Origin of the sequence: Tepidimonas ignava (genome assembly GCF_004342625.1) — a bacterium.
Lineage (GTDB): Bacteria > Pseudomonadota > Gammaproteobacteria > Burkholderiales > Burkholderiaceae_C > Tepidimonas > Tepidimonas ignava.
Genome location: NZ_SMAH01000014.1, coordinates 1 through 25,303 on the forward strand (window position 1 = coordinate 1; position 25,303 = coordinate 25,303).

Genomic DNA, 25,303 nt, shown 5'->3' on the forward strand with positions numbered 1-25,303 from the left:
GGCTCGTCCGGCTGCGGCCAACCGAGACTCGCGTCGCCAACCCGCCGCTGCTGCGGCTGCGGGCGGCGTGAAAATGAATTTTTCAGGGACGACTATTTACCCAACTTTTCGAGATAGATATTCCGGTTTTGTTTCCATGAATCAGAGTCAAAACTTTCTGTACTTTCGTGTGTGATGGATATTGGCCAAGTTCCGGCAGACAACGATAAGGTTCGTGCACTCCGACAAAAATCTAAAATCATAAAAATGAAAGAAAAACGGGGATCGAACCGGAGCCCTGTTTTGAGTATTGTCGTTTGTTTCGCTGCGAGCAATACCCCATCCAGCAGCTCGCATTCCTAACCAGTTGGGCCATAACGCGAGAGGCGCCCGAAGGGGCTTCTCCATGAGCTATTGCGCCTGAGATGTTGTTGCTCGTCCCAGCGTAGGCTATTGATGGCGGCATCAAAAATAAAAGCCCGGCTAGGTTGAAATGGGGTGCGTCGTCGATTTCCGGCCACACCAACAATGTCAAAAGTTTCCAGTCCGGCGGATGCGCGATCGACAATAAAATGGCCATCGATCCATGCGTCATCGTGTATGAAAATCATGATATCAGTGACTGTATATTTTAATTTCTTGATTGTATATTGCAGATAATCCTGTGCAGTTATCGAAAAATAATTGGATGAATGCGATCGTCGTCTGTCTGTCTTATTGATTGTCCGTTTGGGTTTTGCTACAAAATGTTGCTTCATCTTTCTGGAAGGCGGAGATCAATGCTGCGCTGCTGGTTTTTATAGGCTATGATTGAGCGGGCAATGTGGTTTGATTGTTTGCGTCTTGTTTGGTGCTAGAGGGGAAAGTGTTGCTGGGCCAACTCAATAAGTTCTTGCTGTGTGAGGTCGGATTTTGATGCTGCTATCCATAGATCCAAATGGGGCGCTGCACGTCTTGCGTGCGCAATGGATTTGAACCCGGCATTGACGAGTGCGGCGGCGAGTATGCGTAGCGTGAAACCTGTTTTGTGTGACATGAATGTGTTACCCGCAGCGATTGCGGGTCGCCATCCCCAAAGCATGTCCATAGGTGTTATTGGGCCGACTGCCGACATGTAAATGGGCTCCAGGAGCTTGTCGTCAGCGACTAGCGCGCAAATTGCTTGTACATCGGGGCATGTGATTATTGCATAGCCGTTCGGTTTCAATACTCGCCAGAACTCGCGTAAGGCTGTGGGAACTTCGTGTGCGTACAAGTGCTCGATGTTGTGGCTTGAGTAGATGGCATCGATAGTTTCGTCCGGTACGCTTGACATATTCGTCATCGATCCAATAATGTCAGGACTAACGGATGGATCGATATCGAGGCGTAGTTCGGTCCAAGTTTCTTGGCTAAACTCCTTTGTTGTGCCTGATTTGGTTTTAGGGCCGCATCCAACATGCAAGAAAGTTTTCGTGTTGGTGTTCATTGTTCGAGGTGGTCTTCAGGTGTTGATGCCGGTTAACATTGAGGTTGTTGTTTGGTCTTCGAAAAGTCAGCGTTTATCAGGGTTAGGAATCAGTTCGCTTCGATACAGTGGGCAACGATTATAATCATGTGTATGCGATATTTATTGTCTTATGGGTTAAAACATCATACAAAACTGGGGTTGTTTGGGGTGTCGGGCTGTGAGGTTAGCGAGTTGATGTGCGCCGCAATAAGGCTGGCGGGCTCGTGCATCCCCCGTGATCGAAGCATTTCTGCCAGCCGACGCATCGTGTGCGTGTCGTTCGGGTGCTTTCGCAAGTAAGCGTCGTAGGCGTCCATCGCTTCGGCAAGCTGTCCTTGAGCGGCCAGCAAGTCCCCATACAGGGGTAGATAGCGTGGGCTGAGGTCGCTTAGGCACTGCAGAGCGTGCAACGCCATGGTGGCATTGCTTTCACGCAGAGCCCACCGTGCGATACGACTCAACGCTGGCGCCCAGAAGCGCCGGTCGTCGTGTTGCAAAACTTTTTCGTAGCTGACCATGGCGTCTGCGGCACGGTCTTCCAGTTCGGCAAGTACGCCTTCTGCCAAAGCAAGGCATGGGGCAACCCCCGGGCGCTCAGCGATCTGTTGCAAGCCCTGAATCAGTCCGTGTAAACTATAAAGGTTGTGGCGAGCTTCCAGTTGTTCGAGCCGCACCAGCGCGGCCATTGGGTCGGCTTGGGTACGCGCGCGGGCCAAGTGCAAGCTGTTGTTGGACTGCATATCGGCTTCATGCCGCGACTGCAATTCCTGAAGTGCTTGTTCGTCACTTGGTGTGCGGGGACGCTGACCCAGCCGAAGGATCCAGAGCTTCCAGCGACCATGCTCTCCTCGGCGCGACCATAGTTGAGCAAGTTCTGATAGGGATGCGGCATCGCTGTACTCTCGCACACGCTCGCGAGCTTTGTCCCGAGCGTTCTCAATCAGCGATCGCAGTCGTTGGGTGCCAGACAACAGGGTGTCGTAGTAGTCGGCCAGTGCCTTGCGTACTTGCTCGGCTTGCAACGACTCGAGCTCGCGGTTGTGTTTCATGGCGCGCAACAACGCTGTTACGGAACAGCTGCGCACCAGCCGAACGTGCTCGGGATAGCGTTGCTCGAGTTCGCGCTCCAACCGTTCCAGCCGTAGGCGAAGGTTACGGTTGCGGATCGTGCCTTGTGCGTCGAACAGTTTGGCGACGATGCGGCGGGCGTGGTGTAGTTCTCCGGCGAGGTCGGCAAGGGTCTTGAGCTGTCGGTCGAATTCCCGCACCAAGCGCTGGGCATGCCCGAGGCGATCGGTGCTGTCTGGTGCAACGGTCTGGAGTTGTGAGGCTGTCTGAGCGGCCCGGTCGACGATGTCGGTTACTTCGTCGAGATTTGTAAAGCGCACACCCTCCATACGTGCCGAGCCGGGTGCCACCGTCACGATATCGATACCTTGTCGACGTAGCTGTTGGGCCTGCGCGGACAACGTCTGAGCGGCGGCTAGAAAATCCGCCGTCGTCAGCGCCCGGCGTCCATCGTTGGTGACCACCTCAAGTTGGGGGAGGTCAAAACGCGGCCCGGCTTTACGTTCGTTGCTTCCGAGGGCATGTGTGTGTCCGTCCGGGGTGAAGCACAGGTCCACGCCGCCCAGGATTACGCAGCTCAACCCAAGCGCTGCGGCGAACTGCAAGGCTGTGTTGGTGACCGTCGGGCCGGCGGCGTACACACAGCGCGTGGGGTTGAGGCTTGACGTCCAAGGCAACAGCTGTCCCAGATAAGCCGAGCGATGGGGCCACTGCGCCAGCAGGCGCGGCTGCACGTGGTTCGAGTGGATGAACACCGTGCGCGGCCCAAAGTTGAGCATTTCGCGGCTGATTTCATAACTCATCTGGGTCGGGTCGACCGAGACGATGAAGTCGGGCTCGATGCCAACCTGTTGAAGGCGCGCGCTGATGCGAGACACCGCCAGAACCACCAAGTGGTCTCGGTGCTGCAGCACCCAGGGCAACAAATCGTCGAGCGACGGGCCACCAGCGAGCAGCACACCCACACACCCGTTCGCGCTGCCCACCCACTGCGCGGCACTGGCCGGACTGTCCACGGCATTCTCGATTTGACAGGCCAAAAAGGCTTCGTGGCCGCGACTGGCCGCGGTTTGCCAGCGCAGCGCAGCCACTTGATCCCGCAGCGCCCACGCGAGTTGCGTGCTCGCGGAATCGACGCAGCTTTGCACCCCGAGCGAAAAAATCACTTCCACCGCGTCCAGGTATAGGTAGTCGCCCAGCCGCTGGGCTTGGGCTTGTTGCTGCCAGTCGTCAGCCGGCGCCACGGCTACATCGTCGCGTATGGGCTCGAAGCAGCCAGCATCGCGCAGGGTTTGGTAGATAGGCGCAGGCTCGATGAACAACACCCGGCTGCCCGCGGACAAGGGGCGCCCTGCCACGTACCGATAAAGCAGCCCGGAGTCCGTCCCGACGACGATGTACAGGGTGTCTTCGTGCTCGAACGTCTTGCCGAACGTGGCGTCGAGGGTGGCCTGGGCCCCCAGCCGGTCGAACACGGCACCTGTGACCTCCTCGAGGTAGCGGTCGCCGTGCTCGTTGATGGTCCAGTGTAAGGCTACCGGTTCGGCTGTCGGTGATTCGGTCGCTGGGATTGGGGGGGCTTCGTCGGGCATCTCGGGCCACCATGGAGGAGGGTCTACGCTACGATGATGCTACCAACCGATCAACACCGCAAACGGCGAAACTGCGACATGGCTTCCCCTCATTCCACTGCTTCACCCAACTTGCCGACGTGTCTGGTCACCGGTGCAGACGGGTTCATCGGGTCGCACCTGACGGAGTTGCTGGTCGCGCGAGGCTACCGTGTGCGGGCGTTGGTGCAGTACAACAGTTGGGGGCACTGGGGGTGGCTTGATGAAGCTGCCTGCAAGGCGCGGATCGAGGTGGTGTTGGGTGATATCCGCGACGCCGCGTTTTGTCGCACTTTGGTGCGGGGGGTCGATATCGTCTTTCACTTGGCGGCTTTGATTGCGATACCGTATTCCTATCGCGCGCCGGAAAGCTACGCCCAAACCAATGTGCTGGGCACACTCAATATGTGCCAGGCGGCGCTTGAGGCGGGCGTGCGACGCTTTGTACACACCTCGACGAGTGAGGTGTACGGCACGGCCCGCTACGTGCCCATCGACGAAAGCCATCCGTTGCAGCCGCAGTCGCCTTACAGCGCATCAAAGATCGGCGCGGACGCCATGGCGCAAAGTTTCCACGCCAGTTTTGGATTGCCCGTGACGGTGGCGCGGCCTTTCAACACCTACGGGCCACGCCAGTCCGCCCGCGCCGTGATCCCCACCATCATCACACAAATCGCGGCTGGCAAGCGGCGCATCGAGCTGGGCGACCTCAGACCGACGCGTGACTTCAACTACGTCGAGGACACGTGTCGGGGTATGGTGGCGCTGGCGGAGTGCGACGCGGCCGTCGGCGAAGTGGTCAACATCGGTTCGAACTACGAGGTATCGATTGGAGACACCGCCCGCCTGATTGCCGAGCTGATGGGGGCGTCGGTCGAATTCGTGTGCGACCCGCAAAGGATGCGGCCTGCCGCATCGGAGGTGCAGCGCTTGTGGTGCGACAACCGCAAAATCGAGCGTCTGACCGGTTTCAAGCCTGCGATTGCGCTGCGGGAAGGGCTGCAGCGCACCATCGCCTGGTTCACCCAACCGGAGCACCTACGTCACTACAGGGCGGATCACTACCATGTCTGAGGTCGCCGCCTTCATCCGTGCGGTGCGAGAGCTGTACCGCCAGCCCGACGGCGCAATACCGTTGCATGCGCCAACGTTGGGTGAACGCGAAAAAGCGCTGGTGTCGCAAGCCATCGACTCGACCTATGTGTCCAGCGTCGGGCGTTTCGTGACGGTGTTTGAACAGCAGGTGGCCGACTACGTCGGTGCGCGCTACGCCGTGGCCACGGTGAATGGCACCGCCGCGCTGCACACGGCCCTGCAGGCGGTGGGTGTGACATCAGGGGACCTGGTGCTGACCCAGGCCCTTACGTTCGTGGCCACGGCCAACGCCATTCGGTACTGCGGGGCCGACCCCGTTTTTTTGGACGTCGATGCGAGCACCTTGGGCCTGAGCCCGGCAGCAGTGGATGAGTGGCTGACGCAACATGCCGTGCGGCGTGACGATGGTGTGACCGTGCATCGGACCAGTGGAAGGGTGGTGCGGGCGTGCGTGCCCATGCACACGCTGGGCCATCCCGTGCGCATCGATGCGCTGGTGCGTGTCTGCGACGCGTGGGGGGTGACGGTGGTGGAGGACGCTGCGGAGGCGCTGGGAAGCCGTTACCAGGGGCGGCACGTGGGAACCTTCGGGCGCTTGGGGGTCTTCAGCTTCAACGGCAACAAGATCATCACCACAGGTGGGGGAGGGATGGTCGTGACCAATGATGAGGCCCTGGCGTGCCGAGCCCGGCACTTGACCACCACCGCCAAACGCCCCCATCCATGGGCGTTCGAACACGACGAGGTGGGCTACAACTACCGCCTGCCCAACCTCAACGCCGCGCTGGGCGTGGCGCAGATGGAGCGCTTGGACGACCTGCTGGCCCGCAAACGGACCCTGGCACTGCGGTATGCTGCGCTGTGCGATTCCCATGGCTGGTCATGGATCGACGAGCCCCCGGGCGCCCGGAGTAATTTTTGGTTGTGCGGCCTGATGCTGCCGGACGTCCAGACGCGTGACCATTGGTTGGGGCGAACCAACGAACAGCAGATTGGCACACGTCCGCTGTGGACGCCGATGCACCGCTTGCCTATGTACCAACACTGCCTGCGTGACGCGTTGACGGTGACCGAAGAGTGGGCGGCGCGCGTGCTCAACGTCCCCAGCACCCCCCCACCACAGTGAGGGTTGGCCCGATGAGTGTTCAACGGGTTGCGGTGGTCACGGGAACGCGGGCCGACTACGGCTTGCTGTACTGGCTGATGCGCGAGCTGGACGGGGCGCCTGACTTTGAGCTGCGCGTCATCGCCACCGGTATGCACTTGATGCCGCGTCATGGCCACACGGTGGACGAGATCGAACGCGATGGCTTTTGCGTTGCGGCCAAAGTCGATTTGGCCCAGACCGATGACACGCCCCTGGCCGTGGCGCAGGCGGCGGGCCGTGCCGTGGTCGCAATGGCTGGCGCATTGCACGAGCTGCGGCCCGATTGGGTGGTGCTTCTGGGCGACCGGTACGAGGCCGTGGCCGCGGCGCTGGCGGCGTACACCCTGGCGATACCCATCGCGCATCTGCACGGCGGGGAAGTGACGCTGGGCGCCCTGGATGACGGTTATCGCCATGCCATCACCAAATGGGCGGCGTTGCACTTCACGGCAGCCGAACCGTACCGGCGCCGGGTGATTCAGATGGGTGAGCATCCTGATCGGGTGTTCAATGTCGGGGCCCCTGGCTTGGAACATTTACGCCGTACGCCGTTGCTGTCACGGTCACGGTTGGAAGCCGACCTTGGGCTTGAGCTTGGCGACCAAGCCCTGTTGGTCACCTTCCACCCCGCCACGGCGGACGAGGGTGAACCCGTGCAACAGACTCTGGAGTTGCTCGCGGCGCTGGACGAGCTGCCTGAATGCCGGGTGGTGATCACCGCGCCCAACAGCGACGCCGGCCACAGCGGCGTGTTCGAGGCCATGCAAACGTATGCGCGGCAACGTCCCGATCGATGCCGCTTCGTCACGTCGCTGGGGCATGTACGGTACTGGTCGCTGATGCGCCAGGTGCGTGCCGTGGTTGGCAATTCCTCCAGCGGCATTATCGAGGCCCCCAGTGCTGGGTGTGCGACCGTGAACATTGGCAGCCGCCAACAGGGGCGCTTGCGTGCGGCCAGTGTCGTGGATTGCCCGCCACAGCGGCAGGCTATTGTGCGGGCTTTGCGGCAAGTGTTGCACCCCGCCTTTCAAGTTGGTCTGGCAGGTGTCGCAAACCCGTACGGTGACGGCATGGTGTCACAGGCGATTCTGGAAGTGTTGCGGCGGGTGGACCCAAGCAAGCTGGGCCCCAAGGGGTTCTGGGATTTACCGGGAGTGGCCGCATGAATGGTGATGAGCATACCCCGTCGGTGACCGTCATCGCGGAGGCGGGTGTCAACCACAACGGTCAACCTGACTTGGCGTGGGGGCTGCTGGATGCCGCGGCCCGAGCGGGCGCTCACGTCATCAAATACCAAACGTTCCGTGCCGAGGCATTGGCCACCCCGGGTGCCGCGATGGCCGACTACCAGCAGCGCAACACGGGTGCTACGCAAAGCCAGTTGGACATGCTGCGACGACTTGAGCTTCCCTTGCCGGTGTATCGCGAGTTGCGCGACGAGGCTCGGCGGCGGGGTTTGCGCTTTCTATCGACGGCCTTTGACTTGCCGAGTTTGCGCTTGTTGGTGGACGACCTGGGGCTGGACGAGTTGAAGGTCGCGTCGGGCGAATTGACCAATGCGCCCCTGTTGTTGGCGCACGCCCGCAGTGGCGCGCGGCTGATCGTATCCACCGGCATGGCAACCTTGGGTGACGTGGAGGCCGCGCTGGGGGTGGTCGCGTTCGGTCGTGTGGCCGGTGCCGCCGACAAGCCCTCGCCGGAGGCATTTCGGCAGGCCTATGCCTCCAGGGAGGGGCAAGCTGCCTTGCGTCAGGGGGTTACCCTGCTGCACTGCACCAGTCAGTACCCCGCGCCGATGGATCAGGTCAACTTGCGCGCCATGGTGACGTTGTCGCGCGCTTTTGGCCTTCCCGTGGGCTATTCCGACCACACGATGGGCATTGAGGTGGCGCTGGCTGCTGCGGCGCTGGGGGCAACGGTGATCGAAAAACACTTGACGCTGGACCGGACGATGCCCGGGCCGGATCATGCGGCCTCGTTGGAGCCGGACGAAATGGCTGCCTTGGTCCGGGGGGTGGCTGTCGTGTCTGCGGCGCTGGGCGATGGCGTCAAGCGTCCGCAGCCCTGCGAAGAGGACACCGCCAGGGTGGCGCGGAAAAGCCTCGTGGCGGTGGCACCCATCCGACCCGGCGATGTGTTGGACGACAGCCGAGTGGGGGTCATGCGACCGGGTGACGGCATGTCCCCGCTGGCGTATTGGCACCTGCTGGGCCGACGCGCGACGCGTGCCTACGAACCGGGGGACATGTTGGATGAATAGGCGCATCGTGCTGCTTGGTGCCGGCGGCCATGCCAAGGTGGTGCTCGACGTGCTCCGGTTAAGCGGTGGTTGGCAGGTGGACGGTGTGGTTGCGCCCGGCCTTGACATGGGGGGTACGTGGCGGGGGCTGCCCATTGTGGCCAACGATGATGGTTGGTTGGACCGTATCAGCCCATGCGAGTGTGCGTTTGCCATCGGGGTCGGCTGGGTGCCAGGTGGAACGCCAGCGCGCCATGCGTTGTTCGGGCGGCTGCGCGCGCGCGGGTGCAGCGTACCCCCGTTGGTGCACCCAAGCGCCGTGGTGGCCTCGACGGCCTTACTGGGGGAGGGAGCCCAAGTGATGGCGGGCGCCGTGGTGCAACCCGATGCCATCATTGGCGACAACGCGATTGTCAACACCGGGGCGCGCGTGGATCATGATTGCACCGTCGGCGTCGGTGCCCATGTCGCGCCTGGCAGCGTGTTGTGCGGCGGCGTGCAGGTCGGGCCGCGAGCCTTTGTTGGTGCTGGTGCTGTGGTGTTGCCGGGTGTAAAGCTGGGCGAAGCTGCAGTCGTGAGTGCCGGCGCCAGGGTAAGGTACGACGTTCCGCCCGGAGGCCGGTGGGTAGGTGACAACTTGATTTCCGAAGGACAAGGTGCATGATCAGCCACGACTGGCAGGCCCTGCGGTTGCGGGCAGACGCCTCTCTTCGGCAGGCGATCGAAATCATCGATCGTGGCGCTAAGCGCATCGCGTTGGTGGTGGACGACTGGGGGCGGCTGCAGGGTACCGTCACGGACGGCGATATCCGGCGTGGCCTGCTGCGGCACCTGAGCCTTGATGCACCGGTGGGGGAGGTCATGAACACCCAGCCCCGTGTGCTGCCACCACAGTACTCGCGGGAGGATGCCCTACGTCTGTTGGGCAGTGCGCAGGTGCTGCAGGTCCCCATTGTTGACGCGGACGGAGTCGTGGTGGGCCTAGAAACGCTGAGTGACTTACTCAAACGCCCGCGACTGGAAAACCCCGTCTTTTTGATGGCGGGGGGCTTTGGCACGCGCCTGCGCCCTTTGACTGACGACTGCCCCAAGCCGATGTTGCCGGTAGGCGGCAAGCCAATGCTCGAACACATCCTGCAGGATTTGATTGACTACGGTTTTTATCGATTTTACATTTCGGTGCACTACTTGCGCCACAAAATCATCGATCATTTCCAAGATGGTGGCCGTTGGGGTGTCAGCATTCAATATATCCACGAAGACCAACCGCTGGGCACCGCTGGCGCACTGGGTCTGCTGCCCAAAGAGGCCGTGCAACGGCCCGTCGTGGTGGTCAATGGTGACATCATGACCAGGGTTAACTACGAGGCACTGCTGCAAGACCATGACCGCCATACACCCGCCGCCACCGTATGCACACGGCAGTATGATTTTCAGGTGCCGTATGGCGTCATCGAACATGATGGACAACGCATCACGGAAATCACTGAAAAGCCCGTGCATCATTTTTTTGTCAGTGCGGGTATTTACGTGTTGGCGCCGCAAGTGGTGCATTCGGTGCAGCCCGGGGTGAGGCTGGACATGCCAGATTTGCTAAAACAGCATATCAGCGCGGGGCGGCAGGTGCGGATGTTCCCTGTGCACGAGTACTGGTTGGACATTGGGCGCATGGGTGATTTTGAGCTGGCCCAGCGCGATATTCTGCGGGTGATTCATCATGGCCAGTGACGTGTCAGGGCGGCGTGTATTGGCCCTCATACCGGCGCGTGGTGGCAGCCAAGGGGTGCGGCGTAAAAACATACGCCCGTTGGCTGGAAAACCTTTGATCGCTTGGACCATTGAGGCTGCAAGCGCTGCACCCAGCGTCGAACGGGTCGTGGTGTCGTCCGAAGACGCGGAAATCCTCGAAGTGGCGCGCCAATGGGGGGCTGAGGTTCCGTTCGTGCGGCCACGGGAGCTTGCCCAGGACGACACGCCGGGGATTGACGTCGTTTGGCACGCCTTGTCGCTGTTGCCGGGTTACGACTGGGTCGTGCTGCTGCAGCCTACATCGCCAATGCGAACCGCGGGTGATATCGAAGCTGCGCTGCAGCACTGTTGGAGGGCGGATGCACCGGCGTGCGTGGGGGTTACCCCGGCCGCGTGCAACCCGTGGTGGATGTTCGGGTTGGGGCGAGGCGGACGGCTCAAGCCGTTGCTGCCCCCCGAGCAACGACCCGCCAGACGTCAGGATGCGCCTGAGCTGTTCGAACTCAACGGCGCCGTGTACGTGGCGCAGGTCGATTGGTTACGCCGGAACGGCAGTTTTGTCGGCGACGAGACCGTTGCCTACGTGATGGATCCGGTGTGTTCGGTGGATATCGACACCGAACTTGATTTGGAGTGGGCTGAGTTCTTGATGTGTCGACGCTTGAATGAACCAAGCGGTCCGTAAGGCCGCTTGGTTCCTCGCTGCCTTACCCCTGCAGCAGCCGTAGCACGTTCTGCGGCAGCTGGTTGGCCTGCGCGATCATGGCGGTGCCGGCCTGCTGCAGGATCTGCGTGCGGCTGAGGTTGGCCGTCTCGGCGGCGAAATCGGCGTCCATGATGCGGCCGCGGGCAGCGGTCTGCTTCTCGATGCCCACGCGCAGGTTGGTCATGATATTTTCGAAGCGGCTCATGTAGGCGCCCATTTCGGCGCGGCGGGCAACAATGCTTTGAATGGCTACATCGAGTGTTCCGAGGATCGAAGCAATGTTTGCGGTGCTTGCATTGGATGCAATTGAGAACCCGGTGGTCATAGCCGATCCCACACCGGAAAGTCCGGCCAAAGAGTTCAGTATGAAACTGATTGTTTGACCTCCTTGCGCACCAATTTGGAATACAAAGCTGGTTGCTGAAGTGCCCAGAATGGCTCTGCCATTGAAACTGGTTTGATCCTGAATGCGTTGCAATTCTTGTGATAGTTGTCGAAATTCTTGGTTGATGTTGAACCGCTCAGCGCCTCCGTTGGTGCCGTTGCCAGCCCGCAACGCCAAGTCGCGCATGCGCTGCAACACGTCGGTTACTGTCGACAGCGCACCATCAACCACTTCCACCATAGAGAGCGCGTCAGCAGTGTTTTGAAGCGCGACGGTCATGCCGCGCGCTTGGCTGTTCATGCGTTCGGCGATGCCCAGCCCAGCCGCGTCGTCTTTGGCGGTGTTGACGCGCAGACCGGACGATAGGCGTGCCATCGTCGTTTGCAGCGACTGCATGTTGTTGATGGTGTTGCGCTGGGCGTTCAGCGACATCACGTTGGTGTTGATCGTCAGGGCCATGGTGCGCTCCTAAGTCGTGAAACGAGGGACGGTTGGCCTGGCGTGCACCGTGCGTGCCGTCCAGCGCCTCATGGCCACATCATCGGCGTTTACAAAAAAAGCAAAGCCCCGATCAACGGGGCTTTGCTGGCTTGTTTCGGGGCTTTCAGCGTTTGGGGCTGGACCATGCGGCGAGCTGCTGGCTGATGTAGTTGCTTAGGCTGCTGTAGCCTGCCATCTTGGTGTCCAGCGCCGTGTACTGGGCGCGCAGCGCGGCCTCGGTGCGCTGCACGCGCTCGTTGATACGGTCAATCTCTTGGTTTTTGCGTTTGACCGTCTCTTGCAGGCTGTTGACCCGGCTCGTGGCGCTGCCCCCGGCGGCGAGGGTATCGCGGGCAAAGTTTCGGATGCGCTCCGCCAACCCGCCGTTGCCGAACAAGGTGGCCAAGGCCGATGGGTTGGCCAAAGCTGCGTCCAGGCGTGCGCTGTCCACGTCGAGCGCGCCCTCGCGGTTGAAACGCAACCCGGCTTCGTTCAAGGTGGCAGGGGTGTTGCCAGGCACCATGTCGCCGGCGTAGCGGCGCAACATCGTCAGAATGCCCAGCGCGGCCGAGTCGCCACGCAGCGGGCCGTTGCCTGCGCCGGTGGGGTCGCTGCGCGTTAGGTTTTTGATGGTGGTCGAAAGCTCGTTGAATGCGGCGCGAAACTCTTCCACTGCCTTGCGCATCGACTCGGTGTCATCGGCAACGGTCAACGTGACGGGTTGGGTGGTGGTGCGCAGCGCCGTGAACGTGACGCCGCTGAGCACGCCCTCAAAGCGGTTGGAGGCGGACGTCACCGCGATGCCCTCGACGGTGGCTTGGGCGTCCTGGGCACCCGTCACCAGGGTTTGACCCACCGGGCCGCCGCTGTTGTCATCAAAAAAAGCCAAGCGGCCCAGTCCTGTGTCGGTGTCGGTGATAAGGTTGTTGCTGCCGTCGAACGCGCGGATGTCGAACCCGTTGGCGGCGCCGGTGTCGGCGCTGCGCACGACCAAACGTTCCTCGCCTCCGGAGCGCACCACCGCGGCGCGCACACCCGCGTTGGCGGCGTTGATTTTTTGCGCCACGGTGGACAAGGTGTCGGTGGCGTTGATGGCCACACTCACGCTGGCCCCACCGCCGGGTGTGAAGGTGCCCCCCGACCACTGGCCCAGTCGAATTTCGAGTGTGCCGCCTTCACCGACGGCGCTGCCCGCGGTGAACGCCTGGGTACGGGTGGATTGGGCCTGCGCCAACGCCTGCACTTCCACCTGGTATTGACCCGCGACAGCCCCCGCGCCTGCACTGACCGTCACGACGTCTGCAGCGCTGGATGAGGCACTGAGGGCCGACCATGTTCCCGAGCTGGCCAGCTTGCCAGCTGCATCCTGCAACTTGGCCAACCCGCTTTTGATCTGCGCCCACGCCGAGATGCTCGACTGCAGGGTGCTGATCTGCGACTGAATGTTGGCGATGGGCTTGCGCTCCAGCGTCACCAACTGGGTGACGATGCTGTTGACGTCCAAGCCGCTGCCGACGCCGGGTGACGAGATGGCCATGGGAGCCTCCGATACGCGCTAAGGGCTGCAAGGGAATTGTTATACCGCAGGGGCTCAGCGCGCAAGACGCGAATCTACGGGCGGTTATCCGCTCACGACGAAGGGCCGCGCGGCCTGGTTGGCAGCGCGGCCCCCGGGGCAGTACGCGACCGTCAAGCCGCGTCAGCGCAGCAGCGCCAAGACGTTTTGTGGCAGCTGGTTGGCCTGCGCGATCATGGCGGTGCCGGCCTGCTGCAGGATCTGTGTACGGCTGAGGTTGGCCGTCTCGGCGGCGAAGTCGGCGTCCATGATGCGGCCGCGCGCGGCGGTCTGCTTCTCGATGCCCACGCGCAGGTTGGTCATGATATTTTCGAAGCGGCTCATGTAGGCGCCCAGCTCTGCGCGACGACCGACGATTGATTGGATGGCTGTATCCAACGCCCCAAGAATCGCGCTGATACTGGCAGCGCTTGCTGTTCCTGCGATCGATAGATTGCTGATAAGGGAGTTCACACCCGACGCATTTCCTAAGCTGACAAAGCTGACGGTCAATGTTTGACCGCCTTGGGCTCCGATTTGAAAAGTGAATGAATTGGCATCTGCACCCAGAATCGCTTGGCCATTGAAGTTGGTTTGATCTCGAATGCGCGCCAGTTCTGCGGCGAGTTGACGGAACTCCTGGTTAATATTTGTCCTCTCTTCCGTGCCATTCGTGCCGTTACCGGCGCGCAGGGCCAAGTCTCGCATGCGCTGCAACACGTCGGTGACTGTTGACAGCGCACCATCAACCACTTCCACCATAGAGAGCGCGTCAGCAGTGTTTTGAAGCGCCACGGTCATGCCGCGCGCCTGGCTGTTCATGCGCTCGGCGATGCCCAGGCCGGCAGCGTCGTCTTTGGCGGTGTTGACGCGCAGCCCGGATGACAGGCGCGCCATCGTCGTTTGCAGCGACTGCATATTATTAATTGTATTGCGCTGCGCGGTCAGTGAAATGGCATTGGTGTTGATGGTCAGGCTCATAGCGGTCGCTCCTGAGGTGGTTGCCGGTAGGCTTGTCGCACGGGGCTGGGTGCCCTGCCGCTGGCAAACCGTTTGACACACCGGTTGCCTGTTATATCGGGCGTGTGGAGCGGGACTTTAGGGCTTTTTGCAACGGTGGGCCGCTGTGGTGCGATGGGCGGCATACCCGCCTACAATGCTGTCCCTTGATGAGCGGCCGTTCTGTCCACACCCCCGTCCCCCTGCCCACCGAGCGTTTGCGCGTGGGCATGACGCTGCCGTTCACCTTGCTGGACGCGCAGGGGCGGGTGTTGCTGGCCAAAGGCCAGCGCATCGAGGACGAGTTGCAACTGCGGCTGCTGCGGGAGCGGCGGCAGGTGTACGTGCCGTTCGAGGAGTCGGAGCTGGCCCTCAAGGTGTGGATGAACGGCCTGCTGGAGCTGGATCGGCGCGGCGCGGCGATCAAGGAGCTGGAGCGGCACGTTCAGCTTGACGAGGGGGCTGAAGGGGCCGCCGAGCCGCTGCGTGGTACGCTGCCCGAGCAGTGCGCCGAGGTGGCCGCACGGCTGCGACGGTTGCTCGCCAGCGTCGAGCAGGGGGCGCTGGCGCGCGAGCAGGGTGCGGCGCGGTTCGAGCGGTTGTGGCGTGACCTGGAGCAGTTGACGGCCGGGGACGTGGCCGCCGACGGCAGTACGCTGGTGCTGACCTACCGTGCCTGCACCAGCCCCGCCGACTACAGCGTGTTGCACGCGCTGCAGTGCGCCGTGTTGGCGTTGCGGGTGGCGCCGTTGCTGCGGCTGCCGCCGCCCGAGTTGCGTGCGCTGGTGCTGGCTACCGCGACGATGAACGTGGCCATGCTGCGCTTGCAGGACGTGTTGGCGCAGCAGCGCACGGCGCCCTCGACGATCCAACGGGCGCAGATCGATGCCCACGCCGAAGCCGGTGCCCGTCTGTTGCAGGCGGCCGGTGTCACCGACGCGTTGTGGTTGGACGCGGTGCGGCTGCACCACGCGCCGCTGCCACCGGGTGTTGCGCTGGCGCAACGACCGGCGCAGGAGCGTCTGGCGCACATCATCCAGGTGCTGGACCGCTACACGGCGTCGATGAGCCCGCGCGCCAGCCGACCCGGGCGCAGCGCCAAGGAAGCGGCGCGCACGGCGGTGTTGTTCCGCACCGGCGGTGCGCAGGACGAGGTGGGCCTGGCGCTGGTGCAACTGTTGGGGATTTACCCGCCGGGCACGTTCGTGCGTCTGCACAAGGGGGAGCTGGCGCTGGTGTTGCGCCGTGGCGACAAGGCGGGCACCCCGGTGGCGGCGGTGGTGGTCAACCGCGCGGGGGAGCCGCTGGGAACGCCGAAGCTGGTGAACACGGCGCGGCCAGAGTACACGGTGGACGACGCGGTGCCGGGCTCGGCGGTGCGTGCGCGCATCAACCTGGACGAAATGGTGAACCTGTTGGCGTACTCGCGCACGCCCGCTGCGGGGATGTAGCAGGGCGGCAGGGGGCGCGGCCGTCAGTCGAGGTCCAGTGTGGCCACCACCGGCGCGTGGTCGCTGGGCTGGGGGCGTTTGCGCATGGCGCGGTCGACTTCGCACGTGCGCAGCCGGGCGTGCAGCGGGGTGCTGAGCAAGATGTGGTCGATGCGCAGCCCGCGGTTTTTGGGGAAGGCCAGTTGCCGGTAGTCCCACCAGGTGTACACGCCGCCCTGCGGCGCGGCGGTGCGCAGCGCATCGTGCAGGCCCAGCGCCAGCAGCGCTTGCAACTGCTCGCGCTCGGCGCTGGTGCAGTGGATGGTTTCGCGCAGGCCGTCGGGGTCCCAGACGTCGAGGTCGTCGCGCGTGATGTTGAAGTCCCCCATCAGCACGAGCTGAGGGTGTTGCGCGAGCTGTGTGGCGAGCCACTCGCGCAGGGCGGCCAGCCAGCGCATCTTGTAGGCAAATTTGTCGCTGCCCGGCGCCTGGCCGTTGGGGAAGTAGGCGCCGACGACGCGCACCGCCTGCGCCGCCCCGGGTGGCTGGACGGTGGCGGCGATCAGGCGCGCCTGATCGTCGTCCAGGTTGGGCAGGTTGCGCTGCACGTCGTGCAGGCCTGCACCTTGGCGCACCAGCAACGCCACGCCGTTGTAGGTTTTTTGGCCCAGCCACACGGCGTCGTAGCCCGCAGCGCGCACGGCCGGCACCGGGAAGGCGTCGTCGGGCAGTTTGAGCTCTTGCAGCGCGACGACGTCGGGCTGGCGCTGGGCGAGCCAGTCCAGCACCTGGGGCAGGCGGACGTTGAGCGAATTGACGTTCCAGGTGGCGAGTTGCATGGTGGCACCGGGCGACGGGCAAACCGCCATTATCCGAGGACCTGCGGGCGCCCTCAGCACCCGGGCAGGCCCCCCAAGTCGGGCGCGCCTTCCGGGATGCACTGGCGGACGCGCCCCAGCCCATGCACCACGATGCGGATTTGGCTGCCATCGGCCAAGGCTAGCGTGAGGTTGCCGGCGGTGGCGGTGCCGCGGCGCGGGTTGAACACGAACACGCCGCCGGCGATGCCTGGGGATAGCGTCACCCCGGGGTGGTCGGCGTGGGTGCGGACGTTGACCACCCCGTCCAGCGTGCAGTCGGTTGGTTGCCGGGCGCAGTCGCAAGCGGTCTGCTCACTCCAGCCCAGGCACCATTGCGTGCCGTTGGCGCTGACACTGACGACCATGGTCTGCTGCCGCTTGAGGGCCTCCGATTGGGTTTGGCGCAGTGCTGCGCTGAGCACGTCGGCCGCGCCGCGCAAGCGCGACCGCTCGATCCACGTGCCCATGGCCGGCAGCGCCACCGCAATCAGGGTGGCCAGTGCCGCGACGACAACCATGCTTTCGACCAACGTGAGCCCACGCATGCGGGCGCGGCGGCGGTGCGGCACCACGGAGCGTCCCTCCCAGCAACAGCCGCAGTATCGGCGGGAGCCGCGTGGGCGTCATTCCCCCGTTTGGGGGAGCAGGCGTCAGAGGGACTGCTGCAGGTAAGCAAGCTCCTGCGCCGTGAAGCCCGCTTGCTGACGCGCCGTGGTGTTGAGCGGCGGCTTGGGCTTGGGGGCACGGTGCAGGCGCACCAGGTGCCGGTAGTGCGCCACGGGGTCCAGGCCCCGCTGCTGGCACAGCCAGCCGTACCAGCGGTTGCCAATGGCCACGTGACCGACTTCGTCGCGCAGGATGACGTCCAGGATGGCGCTCAGGGCCATGGCCTGCGGGGTGCCGACGCGGCGCAGCCGGGCCTGGATGGGCGGTGTGGCGTCCAGCCCACGCGCTTCCAGCGTGCGGGGCACCAGCGCCATGCGCGCCACGATGTCGTCGGCGGTGCGCTCGCACATGGTCCACAGGCCGTCGTGCGCCTCGAAGTCGCCGTAGTCCCACTGGCCGCCGCCGGGGCGCGGCAGGCTTTGCAGGTGGAAGCGCAGCAGTTCGAAGTGGCGCGCTTCTTCGGCCGCAACGCGCCACCAATCGTGGTAGTACTCGGCGGGCATGCCAGGGTAGCGCCATACGGCGTCCAGCGCCAGGTTGATGGCGTTGAACTCGATGTGGGCGATGGCGTGGGCCAGCGCGGCGTGCCCCTCCGGCGTGAAGGGCGAGCGGGTGGGCACGGCCGCCGGGGGCACGAGCCGCGGGCGCCCTGGCCGACCGGGCAGGGGGCGCTGGGTGGGTGGGGTCAGGGTGGCTGCCGCGTCAAGCGGGGCGCAGGAAGGCCCCTGCGCCAGCCAAGCTTGCCAGGTGTGTTGCACGCCGGCCACTTTGGCGCTCGGGTCGGCCTCGGTGAGCCAGTGCAGCGCGGCTTGGCGCAGCTCCTGCGGCATGGGGGGCGGGTTGGTGGCGGCCGGGCGCATCCGTACAATTGTACGAATGGCCCTGTACCAACTCGACGACTTTGCCCCCAGCGTGCACCCCACGGCCTTTGTGGCCGAGGATGCACGGGTGATTGGCCGCGTGACGCTGGCTGCCGACAGCAGCGTGTGGTTTGGCGCGGTGTTGCGCGGTGACACCGACCCCATCACGGTGGGGGAGGGAACCAACATCCAGGACGGCAGCGTGCTGCACGCGGACATTGGGGTGCCGCTGACCGTGGGCGCGCGGGTGACGGTGGGGCACCAGGTGATGCTGCACGGCTGCACGATCGGTGACGAGTCGCTGATCGGCATCGGCGCGGTGGTGCTCAACGGCGCGCGCATCGGGCGGCATTGCCTGGTGGGCGCGCGGGCGTTGGTGACCGAGGGCAAGACCTTCCCCGACGGCGTGTTGATTCTGGGCAGCCCGGCCAAGGTGGTGCGCGAGCTGACCGAGCAGGAAATCGAGGCGTTGCGCCACAGCGCCGCGCACTACATCGACAACGCGCGGCGCTTTCGCGCGGGGCTGCGCCGTTTGGCGTGAAGGGGCGCCGGGTGTCCGAACTGCACCGCTTTTTGTTCGATGGCGCGCCTGTGCGCGGGGCGCTGGTGCGCCTGACCGACGACTGGCAGGCGCTGCTGCAGCGTCGGCAGGCCGCGGGGGGCTACCCGGCGCCGGTGACCGCGTTGCTGGGGGAGATGGCCGCGGCCGCCGTGCTGCTGCACAGCAACATCAAGTTTGCGGGTGCGCTGGTGTTGCAAATTGTGGGCGACGGGCCGGTCAAGGTCGCGGTGGCCGAGGTGCAGCCCGATTTGGCTTTCCGCGCCACGGCCACCGTGGTCGGCGAGGTGGCGGCGGACGCGCCGCTGGCCGACATGGTCAACGTGCTGGGGCAGGGGCGCTGCGCGATCACGCTGGATCCGCGCGAGCGCACCCCGGGCATGCAGCCGTACCAGGGCATTGTGCCGCTGGTGGACGCGCGCGGGCAGCGCCTGGGCCGTCTGAGCGAGATGCTGGAGCACTACATGCGCCAAAGCGAGCAGCTGGACACGTGCATCGTGCTGGCGGCCGACGAGCGCGTGGCCGCAGGGTTGCTGATCCAGCGCATGCCCACGGCGGGGGCAGGCAACTTGGCCGGGCGCGCGGGGGTGGAGGGCGAGGTGCCGGGGGCGGATGAGGACTTCAACCGCATCGCGTTGCTGGCGGCCAGCCTGCGGCGCGACGAACTATTGACATTGGACGCCGACACCGTGCTGCACCGCCTGTTTTGGCAGGAGCAACTGCTGCGGCTGGTGCCGCAGGGGCAACCGCTGCAGCCGCACTTTGCCTGCACGTGCTCGCGCGAGCGCGTGGCCTCGATGCTGCAAGGGCTCGGGGTGGCGGAGGTGGAGTCGATTCTGGCCGAACGTGGCGAGATCGACGTGGCGTGCGACTTTTGTGGCCAGCACTACCGCTTCGACCCGGTGGATGCGGCGCGGCTGTTTTTGGACCAAACCCAACAGCCGCCGGGCAGCGAACGCTTGCAGTGAGGCGCCACGCCGCGCCCCACCGCGCGCGTGACGGGGCCTTTGCGGCGGGCAGCCGCTGGCGGCTCTAGCGTGGATCCGGTGGCGTGCCGCGGGCCGCGGCGGCCCCGGGGCGCTGGAATTGCACGAAAATTTCGTTGGGCTTGACCATGCCCAGCTCTTGGCGGGCGATTTCCTCGACCGTCTCCAGCCCCTCGCGCAGGTCGCGCACCTCGGCGGCGAGCCGCTCGTTGCGCTGGCGCGCCGCCTCGTTGGCCTGTTCGGCCTCGGCCACCTGGCGGCGCAGCGCGGCGACGTCGGCCACGCTGGCGCGCCCCAGCCACATCTGGGCCTGCACCAGCGCCAGCAGCGCCAGCAGCAACAACGTCACCCAGCGCGCAGGGCGCATGGCGGCCAGCCGCGCTCAGCGCAGGTTGTAAAACGCTTCGCGACCCGGGTAGGTGGCCACGTCGCCCAGATCCTCTTCGATGCGCAGCAACTGGTTGTACTTGGCCATGCGGTCGCTGCGGCTCATCGAGCCGGTTTTGATCTGGCCGGCGTTGGTGGCCACGGCGATGTCGGCGATGGTGGCGTCTTCCGTTTCGCCCGAGCGGTGGCTGATGACGGCGGTGTAACCGGCGCGCTTGGCCATTTCGATGGCGGCAAACGTCTCGGTCAGCGTGCCAATCTGGTTGATCTTGATCAGGATCGAGTTGGCGATGCCGCGCTCGATGCCTTCTTTGAGGATCTTGGTGTTGGTCACGAACAGGTCGTCGCCCACCAGTTGCACGCGCCGCCCAAGACGCTCGGTGAGCAGCTTCCAGCCGTCCCAGTCGCCCTCGGCCATGCCGTCTTCGATGCTGATGATGGGGTACTTGTCGCACCAAGTGGCCAGGATGTCGGTCCACTCTGCGGCGCTGAGCACCAGCCCTTCACCGGCCAGGTGGTAGCGGCCGTCCTTGTAAAACTCGCTGGAGGCGCAGTCCAGGCCCAGGGCGATTTGGGTGCCGGCGGTGTAGCCGGCCTTGTCGATGGCTTCCAGGATCAGCTGGATGGCGGCTTCGTGGTTGGCCACGCTGGGGGCAAAGCCGCCTTCGTCGCCGACGGCGGTGCTCATGCCGCGGTCGTGGATGATTTTTTTGAGGGCATGGAACACCTCAGCGCCCCAGCGGATGGCTTCGCGCAGGTTGGGCGCGCCCACCGGCAGGATCATGAACTCCTGCAGGTCCAGGTTGTTGTTGGCGTGCGCGCCGCCGTTGATGACGTTCATCATCGGCACGGGCAGCGTGTGCGCGGCGCTGCCACCGAAGTAGCGGTACAGCGGCAGGCCCGATTCCTCGGCCGCGGCGCGCGCCACGGCCATGCTGACGGCCAGCATGGCGTTGGCGCCCAAGCGCGACTTGTTGTCGGTGCCATCGAGCTCGATCAGGGTTTTGTCGAGGAAGGCTTGCTCGCTGGCGTCCAGGCCCAGCACGGCTTCGGAGATTTCGGTGTTGATGTGCTCGACGGCCTTGAGCACCCCTTTGCCCAAGTAGCGCTTGGGGTCGCCGTCGCGCAGCTCGATGGCTTCGCGGCTGCCCGTGGAGGCACCGCTGGGCACGGCGGCGCGACCCATGACGCCGGACTCCAGCAGCACGTCGCACTCCACGGTGGGGTTGCCGCGGCTGTCCAGGATTTCGCGGCCGACGATATCGACGATGGCACTCATGCGTAGGGTTCCTTGCTTGCGAGAAGGTTGCGGATGGTCAACAAAGCGGTTGTCAAACGTTGGGGGCCACGCCTTCGACGACGATCATGCGCATCACGGCGGCGCCAGCGCGGGCTTGACGCGCGCGGCGGTAGGTTTCGGAGTCGTGGAAGGCGCGCGCCGCGGCGACACTGGCAAAGCGCAGCACCACCACCCGGCTGGGGTGCCAGTCGCCCTCCAGCACGGTGACGGCACCGCCGCGCACCAGCACCTCGGCACCGTGCTGCTGGATGGCGGCGGTGGACCAGCGTTTGTATTCCTCGTACTGCACGGGGTCGGTGACGTCGACGTCGGCGATGATGTAGGCACTCATGGGGCACTGGGCGAAGGGGTGGGCAGCGCGCGCTGCAGCACAACGGCGGCAAAGCGCAGCAGGTCGTCCAGGTGATGGTCAATCACATGTTGAGCGATGCCCAGGTCGAGGGCTTCGTATTCATGCACCAGGATGTTGCGAAACGCCACCATGCGTCCCAAGGCGTCAGCCAAGGGGGCATCGATCCAGCCATGTTGGGCCAGTTCGTGGAAGGCGGCGCGGGCACCCTCTGGCAACGCCCAACCATGCGCACTGCAGATCAAGTTGGCCATGTCGATGGCTTGTTCGCAGGCGCGCTGGACGTTGAGCAAGGCGGCATCCTGGTGCGTGAAGTCGTGTGCCGGGTCGGGGCTGGCACGCCATTCGGCGCGGGCGCGGGCCACGGCGCGTTGCAGGCGCTGGGATTTTTGCGCCAAAACCTCGCGCAGAGCAGCGTCGATCATGACGCGAACCCCTGAAGGCGTTGGGCCAGCGCGCGCACGGCGGGGGCGCGGTGACGTTGCAGGTCCTGCCAGTCGCGCAGCACACGCGCCCAAAGCAACCAGGGGGCGTGGGGCTGGCGTGCCAGCAACAGACGCCCGCGGCTGAGCACGATGAACTGCGTCAACGTGTTGGCGCGTGCAAGGTCCAGCAGGTCCACGTCGCGTTGCAGGCGGCGGCTCAGCTCGGCGCTGGCCTGCAGCCACTGCGTTGGTGACAGCGGCTGCGGCAGCCACACGGCCAGATCCAGGTCGCTGTCGGTGCGCAGGCGGCCCTGCGCCGCGCTGCCGTGTAGCCACGCCATCGTCGCCTGCGGCACGGCGGCGTGGAGGGCGGCGCGCAGCTCGGCGTCGCTGGGGGGCTGCACGGGCGTGGTGGTCATGCGGTGGCGAAGTCGTTTTCCAGCCAGCCACGGCGCTTGACGACGGCGTCGAGCTCCTGCAGCGATTCCAGCAGCGGTCGCATGAACTTCAGCGGCACGGCGTTGGGGCCGTCCGACAGCGCCCGTGCGGGGTCGGGGTGGGTTTCCATGAACAGGCCCGCCACGCCCACGGCCACCGCGGCGCGCGCCAGCACGGGCACGAATTCGCGCTGGCCGCCGGAGCTGGTGCCCTGGCCGCCGGGCAGTTGCACGCTGTGCGTGGCGTCGAAGACGACCGGTGCGCCGGTGTCGCGCATGATGACCAGTGCGCGCATGTCCGACACCAGGTTGTGGTAGCCAAAACTGACGCCACGCTCGCAGGCCAAAAAGCGGTCTTCCGACAAGCCCGCCTCGCGCGCGGCGGCGCGAGCTTTGTCGATGACGTTTTTCATATCCTGCGGGGCGAGAAACTGGCCTTTTTTGATGTTGACCGGCTTGCCCGACTGCGCCACGGCGCGGATGAAGTCGGTCTGGCGGCACAGGAATGCCGGCGTCTGCAGCACATCCACCACCGCAGCCACCTCGGGCACCTCGGCCTCGGTGTGTACGTCGGTCAGGACCGGCACACCGACGTCGCGCCGCACGCGTGCCAGAATCTCCAGCCCGCGCTCCCGCCCCGGACCACGGTATGACTGGCCACTCGAGCGGTTGGCCTTGTCGTAGCTGCTCTTGAAGATGAAGGGGATGCCAAGCTCGGCCGTGATGGCCTTGAGCTCGCCGGCCACGTCCATCTGCAGCTGCTCGCTCTCGACCACGCAGGGCCCAGCGATCAGAAAAAAAGGCCGGTGCAGGCCGACCTCGAATCCGCACAGATTCATGCCGATGCGACCTCCGGGGTGGTTTGTGGCGCGCGCTGCTGCTGGTGCCGCAGCGCCGCGGCGATGTAGGCGTTGAACAGCGGATGCCCGTCCCAGGGGGTGGACTTGAATTCGGGGTGGAATTGCACCCCCATGAACCACGGGTGTACGTCCTGCGGCAGCTCCACGATTTCGGTGAGTTGCTCGCGCTGGGTGAGGGCCGAAATCACCAACCCCGCCTGACGCAGCCGGTCCAGGTATTGGGTGTTGGCCTCGTAGCGGTGGCGGTGCCGTTCGGTGACCACCGGGCCGTAGATTTGGTAAGCCAGCGTGCCCGGCAGCACGTCGGCGCTTTGCGCCCCCAGCCGCATGGTGCCGCCCAGGTCGGTGTTGGCGTCGCGCTTTTGCAGCGTGCCGTCGGCGTCGAGCCATTCGTCGATGAGCGCGATCACCGGGTGCGGGGTGTGCGGGTCGAACTCGGTGGAGTTGGCGCCCTCCAGTCCCGCCACATGGCGCGCAAACTCGATCGTCGCCACCTGCATCCCTAGGCAAATGCCCAGGTAGGGCACGCGCTGCTCGCGCGCGTAGCGCGCGGCGCGGATCTTGCCCTCCACACCGCGCTTGCCAAAGCCGCCCGGCACCAGGATGGCGTCGAAACCGCCCAAACGCGCGGCCACATCGCCTTGCTCCAGCGTTTCGGAGTCGATGTAGGTGATGGCCACGCGCACGTGGTTTTTCAGCCCGGCGTGACGCAGCGCCTCGTTGAGCGACTTGTAGCTGTCGGACAGGTCCACATACTTGCCCACCATGGCGATGCGCACCTCGCCCTGCGGGTGCTCGACCTCGTAGACCAAGTCGTCCCAGCGCTTGAGGTTGGCCGGCGGGGTGTGCAGGCGCAGCTTGTCACAGATCAGGCCATCGAGCCCCTGCTCATGCAGCACGCGCGGCACTTTGTAGATGGTGTCCACGTCGGGCATGGAGATGACGCCCCACAGCGGCACGTTGGTAAAGAGGCTGATCTTTTCGCGCTCTTCATCGGGGATGACGCGGTCGGCGCGACACAGCAGCGCGTCGGGCTGGATGCCGATCTCGCGCAGCTTTTGCACCGTGTGCTGCGTCGGCTTGGTCTTGAGCTCGCCCGCGGCGGCGATGTAGGGCACGTAGGTCAGGTGCACGAAGGCCGCGTTGTTGGGCCCCAAGCGCAGGCTCATCTGTCGCGCCGCTTCCAGAAACGGCAGCGACTCGATGTCGCCCACCGTGCCGCCGATTTCGGCGATCGCCACGTCCACCCCTTCGGCACCACGCTGGATGAAGGTCTGGATTTCGTTGGTGACGTGCGGAATGACCTGCACCGTCTTGCCCAGGTAGTCGCCGCGGCGCTCCTTCTCCAGCACGGACTTGTAGATCTGGCCCGTGGTGAAGTTGTTGCTGCGCTTCATGCGCGTGGTGATAAAGCGCTCGTAGTGTCCCAGGTCGAGGTCGGTCTCGGCGCCGTCGTCGGTGACGAACACCTCGCCGTGCTGGAACGGGCTCATGGTGCCCGGGTCGACGTTGAGGTAGGGGTCCAGCTTGATCAGCGTGACTTTGAGGCCGCGCGACTCCAGCAACGCGGCCAGCGACGCGGAGGCGATCCCTTTGCCCAGGGACGACACCACGCCGCCAGTGACGAACACGTATTTGGTCATGGGAGTGGGCGGACCGCGTGACGGCCCGTCGGTGGAAAGG

26 protein-coding genes are annotated in these 25,303 nt (G+C 64.6%); 10 read left to right on the forward strand and 16 right to left on the reverse strand.

The features are described 5' to 3' along the window. Positions 1 to 338: 338 nt before the first annotated feature. From EDC36_RS10625 to EDC36_RS10635, 3 genes are all read right to left on the reverse strand, one after another. The gene (locus tag EDC36_RS10625) at positions 339 to 737 is read right to left on the reverse strand and encodes a hypothetical protein (protein WP_132963243.1); all 399 of its coding nucleotides are present in this window, start codon (positions 735 to 737) and stop codon (positions 339 to 341) included. A gap of 95 nt (positions 738 to 832) precedes the next feature. Continuing rightward, a complete protein-coding gene (locus EDC36_RS10630) occupies positions 833 to 1,447 on the reverse strand; it encodes a class I SAM-dependent methyltransferase (protein WP_132963244.1) in 615 nt (204 codons plus the stop codon). 164 nt (positions 1,448 to 1,611) lie between these two features. Then, positions 1,612 to 4,128 (reverse strand): 6-hydroxymethylpterin diphosphokinase MptE-like protein, encoded by a 2,517-nt coding sequence (locus tag EDC36_RS10635; protein ID WP_132963245.1) that lies wholly within the window; start codon positions 4,126 to 4,128, stop codon positions 1,612 to 1,614. Positions 4,129 to 4,161: 33 nt separating this feature from the next. Between EDC36_RS10635 and EDC36_RS10640 the strand changes: the two genes are divergently transcribed. From EDC36_RS10640 to EDC36_RS10670, 7 genes are read left to right on the forward strand one after another with little or no spacing between them, the layout of a single operon-like run. Further along, positions 4,162 to 5,220 (forward strand): NAD-dependent 4,6-dehydratase LegB, encoded by a 1,059-nt coding sequence (locus EDC36_RS10640; RefSeq protein WP_279388346.1) that lies wholly within the window; start codon positions 4,162 to 4,164, stop codon positions 5,218 to 5,220. Further along, a complete protein-coding gene (locus EDC36_RS10645; protein ID WP_132963246.1) occupies positions 5,213 to 6,367 on the forward strand; it encodes a LegC family aminotransferase in 1,155 nt (384 codons plus the stop codon). Before EDC36_RS10640 ends, EDC36_RS10645 begins: the two co-directional genes overlap by 8 nt. A gap of 11 nt (positions 6,368 to 6,378) precedes the next feature. Then, complete coding sequence (gene neuC / locus EDC36_RS10650) at positions 6,379 to 7,554, forward strand: UDP-N-acetylglucosamine 2-epimerase (RefSeq protein WP_132963302.1); 1,176 nt, start codon at positions 6,379 to 6,381, stop codon at positions 7,552 to 7,554. Continuing rightward, entirely contained in the window at positions 7,551 to 8,648 is a 1,098-nt protein-coding gene (gene neuB / locus EDC36_RS10655) for an N-acetylneuraminate synthase (protein ID WP_132963247.1), read from the forward strand. The genes neuC and neuB overlap by 4 nt, the downstream gene beginning before the upstream one ends. Beyond that, positions 8,641 to 9,291 carry an acetyltransferase gene (locus EDC36_RS10660; protein WP_132963248.1) on the forward strand — a complete coding sequence of 217 codons (651 nt, stop codon included), beginning with the start codon at positions 8,641 to 8,643 and terminating at the stop codon, positions 9,289 to 9,291. Before neuB ends, EDC36_RS10660 begins: the two co-directional genes overlap by 8 nt. Then, positions 9,288 to 10,355 carry a nucleotidyltransferase family protein gene (locus EDC36_RS10665; RefSeq protein WP_207895074.1) on the forward strand — a complete coding sequence of 356 codons (1,068 nt, stop codon included), beginning with the start codon at positions 9,288 to 9,290 and terminating at the stop codon, positions 10,353 to 10,355. The genes EDC36_RS10660 and EDC36_RS10665 overlap by 4 nt, the downstream gene beginning before the upstream one ends. Continuing rightward, positions 10,345 to 11,061, forward strand: a complete 717-nt coding sequence (locus EDC36_RS10670; protein ID WP_132963249.1) for an acylneuraminate cytidylyltransferase family protein — start codon at positions 10,345 to 10,347, stop codon at positions 11,059 to 11,061. The genes EDC36_RS10665 and EDC36_RS10670 overlap by 11 nt, the downstream gene beginning before the upstream one ends. 22 nt (positions 11,062 to 11,083) lie before the next feature. On the opposite strand, the gene EDC36_RS10675 is transcribed toward EDC36_RS10670, so the two are convergent. The 3 genes from EDC36_RS10675 to EDC36_RS10685 all read right to left on the reverse strand — a co-directional run bounded on the left by EDC36_RS10675 (position 11,084) and on the right by EDC36_RS10685 (position 14,483). Then, positions 11,084 to 11,926 (reverse strand): flagellin N-terminal helical domain-containing protein, encoded by an 843-nt coding sequence (locus EDC36_RS10675; RefSeq protein ID WP_132963250.1) that lies wholly within the window; start codon positions 11,924 to 11,926, stop codon positions 11,084 to 11,086. A gap of 145 nt (positions 11,927 to 12,071) precedes the next feature. Then, on the reverse strand, positions 12,072 to 13,484 hold the full coding sequence (fliD, locus tag EDC36_RS10680) for a flagellar filament capping protein FliD (RefSeq protein WP_132963251.1): 1,413 nt from the start codon (positions 13,482 to 13,484) through the stop codon (positions 12,072 to 12,074). Between the two features lie 162 nt (positions 13,485 to 13,646). Next, positions 13,647 to 14,483 carry a flagellin N-terminal helical domain-containing protein gene (locus EDC36_RS10685; RefSeq protein ID WP_132963252.1) on the reverse strand — a complete coding sequence of 279 codons (837 nt, stop codon included), beginning with the start codon at positions 14,481 to 14,483 and terminating at the stop codon, positions 13,647 to 13,649. 188 nt (positions 14,484 to 14,671) lie between these two features. Here EDC36_RS10685 and EDC36_RS10690 point away from each other — a divergent pair, with 188 nt between their 5' ends. Beyond that, positions 14,672 to 15,952, forward strand: coding sequence for an HD-GYP domain-containing protein (locus EDC36_RS10690; protein ID WP_132963253.1), 1,281 nt, complete (start codon positions 14,672 to 14,674; stop codon positions 15,950 to 15,952). 23 nt (positions 15,953 to 15,975) lie between these two features. Here the strand turns inward: EDC36_RS10690 and EDC36_RS10695 are convergent, their stop codons facing one another. The 3 genes from EDC36_RS10695 to EDC36_RS10705 all read right to left on the reverse strand — a co-directional run bounded on the left by EDC36_RS10695 (position 15,976) and on the right by EDC36_RS10705 (position 18,317). Next, on the reverse strand, positions 15,976 to 16,770 hold the full coding sequence (locus EDC36_RS10695) for an exodeoxyribonuclease III (protein ID WP_132963254.1): 795 nt from the start codon (positions 16,768 to 16,770) through the stop codon (positions 15,976 to 15,978). Positions 16,771 to 16,823: 53 nt separating this feature from the next. Then, complete coding sequence (locus EDC36_RS10700) at positions 16,824 to 17,309, reverse strand: GspH/FimT family pseudopilin (protein WP_165902857.1); 486 nt, start codon at positions 17,307 to 17,309, stop codon at positions 16,824 to 16,826. Between the two features lie 132 nt (positions 17,310 to 17,441). Continuing rightward, positions 17,442 to 18,317 (reverse strand): ferritin-like domain-containing protein, encoded by an 876-nt coding sequence (locus EDC36_RS10705; protein WP_243646567.1) that lies wholly within the window; start codon positions 18,315 to 18,317, stop codon positions 17,442 to 17,444. A 16-nt stretch (positions 18,318 to 18,333) separates the two neighbouring features. Here EDC36_RS10705 and EDC36_RS10710 point away from each other — a divergent pair, with 16 nt between their 5' ends. Beyond that, positions 18,334 to 18,858 carry a gamma carbonic anhydrase family protein gene (locus EDC36_RS10710; RefSeq protein WP_132963256.1) on the forward strand — a complete coding sequence of 175 codons (525 nt, stop codon included), beginning with the start codon at positions 18,334 to 18,336 and terminating at the stop codon, positions 18,856 to 18,858. Positions 18,859 to 18,869: 11 nt separating this feature from the next. Beyond that, on the forward strand, positions 18,870 to 19,844 hold the full coding sequence (gene hslO / locus EDC36_RS10715; protein ID WP_132963257.1) for an Hsp33 family molecular chaperone HslO: 975 nt from the start codon (positions 18,870 to 18,872) through the stop codon (positions 19,842 to 19,844). Positions 19,845 to 19,908: 64 nt separating this feature from the next. Here the strand turns inward: hslO and ftsB are convergent, their stop codons facing one another. From ftsB to EDC36_RS10750, 7 genes are read right to left on the reverse strand one after another with little or no spacing between them, the layout of a single operon-like run. Next, positions 19,909 to 20,229, reverse strand: a complete 321-nt coding sequence (gene ftsB / locus EDC36_RS10720) for a cell division protein FtsB (RefSeq protein ID WP_132963258.1) — start codon at positions 20,227 to 20,229, stop codon at positions 19,909 to 19,911. A gap of 15 nt (positions 20,230 to 20,244) precedes the next feature. Beyond that, a complete protein-coding gene (eno, locus tag EDC36_RS10725; RefSeq protein WP_132963259.1) occupies positions 20,245 to 21,528 on the reverse strand; it encodes a phosphopyruvate hydratase in 1,284 nt (427 codons plus the stop codon). 52 nt (positions 21,529 to 21,580) lie between these two features. Further along, positions 21,581 to 21,880: a DUF1330 domain-containing protein gene (locus EDC36_RS10730; RefSeq protein WP_132963260.1), complete on the reverse strand. Its 300-nt coding sequence runs from the start codon at positions 21,878 to 21,880 to the stop codon at positions 21,581 to 21,583. Next, complete coding sequence (gene hepT / locus EDC36_RS10735) at positions 21,877 to 22,323, reverse strand: type VII toxin-antitoxin system HepT family RNase toxin (protein WP_132963261.1); 447 nt, start codon at positions 22,321 to 22,323, stop codon at positions 21,877 to 21,879. Before hepT ends, EDC36_RS10730 begins: the two co-directional genes overlap by 4 nt. Next, positions 22,320 to 22,742 (reverse strand): type VII toxin-antitoxin system MntA family adenylyltransferase antitoxin, encoded by a 423-nt coding sequence (gene mntA / locus EDC36_RS10740; RefSeq protein WP_132963262.1) that lies wholly within the window; start codon positions 22,740 to 22,742, stop codon positions 22,320 to 22,322. Before mntA ends, hepT begins: the two co-directional genes overlap by 4 nt. Beyond that, positions 22,739 to 23,599: a 3-deoxy-8-phosphooctulonate synthase gene (kdsA, locus tag EDC36_RS10745; RefSeq protein WP_132963263.1), complete on the reverse strand. Its 861-nt coding sequence runs from the start codon at positions 23,597 to 23,599 to the stop codon at positions 22,739 to 22,741. Before kdsA ends, mntA begins: the two co-directional genes overlap by 4 nt. Further along, positions 23,596 to 25,263, reverse strand: coding sequence for a CTP synthase (locus EDC36_RS10750; protein ID WP_132963264.1), 1,668 nt, complete (start codon positions 25,261 to 25,263; stop codon positions 23,596 to 23,598). The genes kdsA and EDC36_RS10750 overlap by 4 nt, the downstream gene beginning before the upstream one ends. Positions 25,264 to 25,303: the final 40 nt, after the last annotated feature.

Bases quoted from the DNA above. Each gene is read 5' to 3' on its own strand.
- neuC (WP_132963302.1), top strand. From the start codon at position 6,379: ATGAGTGTTCAACGGGTTGCGGTGGTCACGGGAACGCGGGCCGACTAC.
- fliD (WP_132963251.1), bottom strand. From the start codon at position 13,484: ATGGCCATCTCGTCACCCGGCGTCGGCAGCGGCTTGGACGTCAACAGC.
- EDC36_RS10675 (WP_132963250.1), bottom strand. From the start codon at position 11,926: ATGGCCCTGACGATCAACACCAACGTGATGTCGCTGAACGCCCAGCGC.
- EDC36_RS10685 (WP_132963252.1), bottom strand. From the start codon at position 14,483: ATGAGCCTGACCATCAACACCAATGCCATTTCACTGACCGCGCAGCGC.
- EDC36_RS10700 (WP_165902857.1), bottom strand. From the start codon at position 17,309: ATGGTTGTCGTCGCGGCACTGGCCACCCTGATTGCGGTGGCGCTGCCG.
- EDC36_RS10625 (WP_132963243.1), bottom strand. From the start codon at position 737: ATGAAGCAACATTTTGTAGCAAAACCCAAACGGACAATCAATAAGACA.
- EDC36_RS10660 (WP_132963248.1), top strand. From the start codon at position 8,641: ATGAATAGGCGCATCGTGCTGCTTGGTGCCGGCGGCCATGCCAAGGTG.
- kdsA (WP_132963263.1), bottom strand. From the start codon at position 23,599: ATGAATCTGTGCGGATTCGAGGTCGGCCTGCACCGGCCTTTTTTTCTG.
- EDC36_RS10640 (WP_279388346.1), top strand. From the start codon at position 4,162: ATGATGCTACCAACCGATCAACACCGCAAACGGCGAAACTGCGACATG.
- EDC36_RS10695 (WP_132963254.1), bottom strand. From the start codon at position 16,770: ATGCAACTCGCCACCTGGAACGTCAATTCGCTCAACGTCCGCCTGCCC.
- EDC36_RS10690 (WP_132963253.1), top strand. From the start codon at position 14,672: ATGAGCGGCCGTTCTGTCCACACCCCCGTCCCCCTGCCCACCGAGCGT.
- ftsB (WP_132963258.1), bottom strand. From the start codon at position 20,229: ATGCGCCCTGCGCGCTGGGTGACGTTGTTGCTGCTGGCGCTGCTGGCG.
- EDC36_RS10730 (WP_132963260.1), bottom strand. From the start codon at position 21,880: ATGAGTGCCTACATCATCGCCGACGTCGACGTCACCGACCCCGTGCAG.
- EDC36_RS10665 (WP_207895074.1), top strand. From the start codon at position 9,288: ATGATCAGCCACGACTGGCAGGCCCTGCGGTTGCGGGCAGACGCCTCT.
- EDC36_RS10750 (WP_132963264.1), bottom strand. From the start codon at position 25,263: ATGACCAAATACGTGTTCGTCACTGGCGGCGTGGTGTCGTCCCTGGGC.
- hepT (WP_132963261.1), bottom strand. From the start codon at position 22,323: ATGATCGACGCTGCTCTGCGCGAGGTTTTGGCGCAAAAATCCCAGCGC.
- EDC36_RS10630 (WP_132963244.1), bottom strand. From the start codon at position 1,447: ATGAACACCAACACGAAAACTTTCTTGCATGTTGGATGCGGCCCTAAA.
- EDC36_RS10645 (WP_132963246.1), top strand. From the start codon at position 5,213: ATGTCTGAGGTCGCCGCCTTCATCCGTGCGGTGCGAGAGCTGTACCGC.
- EDC36_RS10635 (WP_132963245.1), bottom strand. From the start codon at position 4,128: ATGCCCGACGAAGCCCCCCCAATCCCAGCGACCGAATCACCGACAGCC.
- neuB (WP_132963247.1), top strand. From the start codon at position 7,551: ATGAATGGTGATGAGCATACCCCGTCGGTGACCGTCATCGCGGAGGCG.
- EDC36_RS10705 (WP_243646567.1), bottom strand. From the start codon at position 18,317: ATGCGCCCGGCCGCCACCAACCCGCCCCCCATGCCGCAGGAGCTGCGC.
- eno (WP_132963259.1), bottom strand. From the start codon at position 21,528: ATGAGTGCCATCGTCGATATCGTCGGCCGCGAAATCCTGGACAGCCGC.
- EDC36_RS10670 (WP_132963249.1), top strand. From the start codon at position 10,345: ATGGCCAGTGACGTGTCAGGGCGGCGTGTATTGGCCCTCATACCGGCG.
- mntA (WP_132963262.1), bottom strand. From the start codon at position 22,742: ATGACCACCACGCCCGTGCAGCCCCCCAGCGACGCCGAGCTGCGCGCC.
- EDC36_RS10710 (WP_132963256.1), top strand. From the start codon at position 18,334: ATGGCCCTGTACCAACTCGACGACTTTGCCCCCAGCGTGCACCCCACG.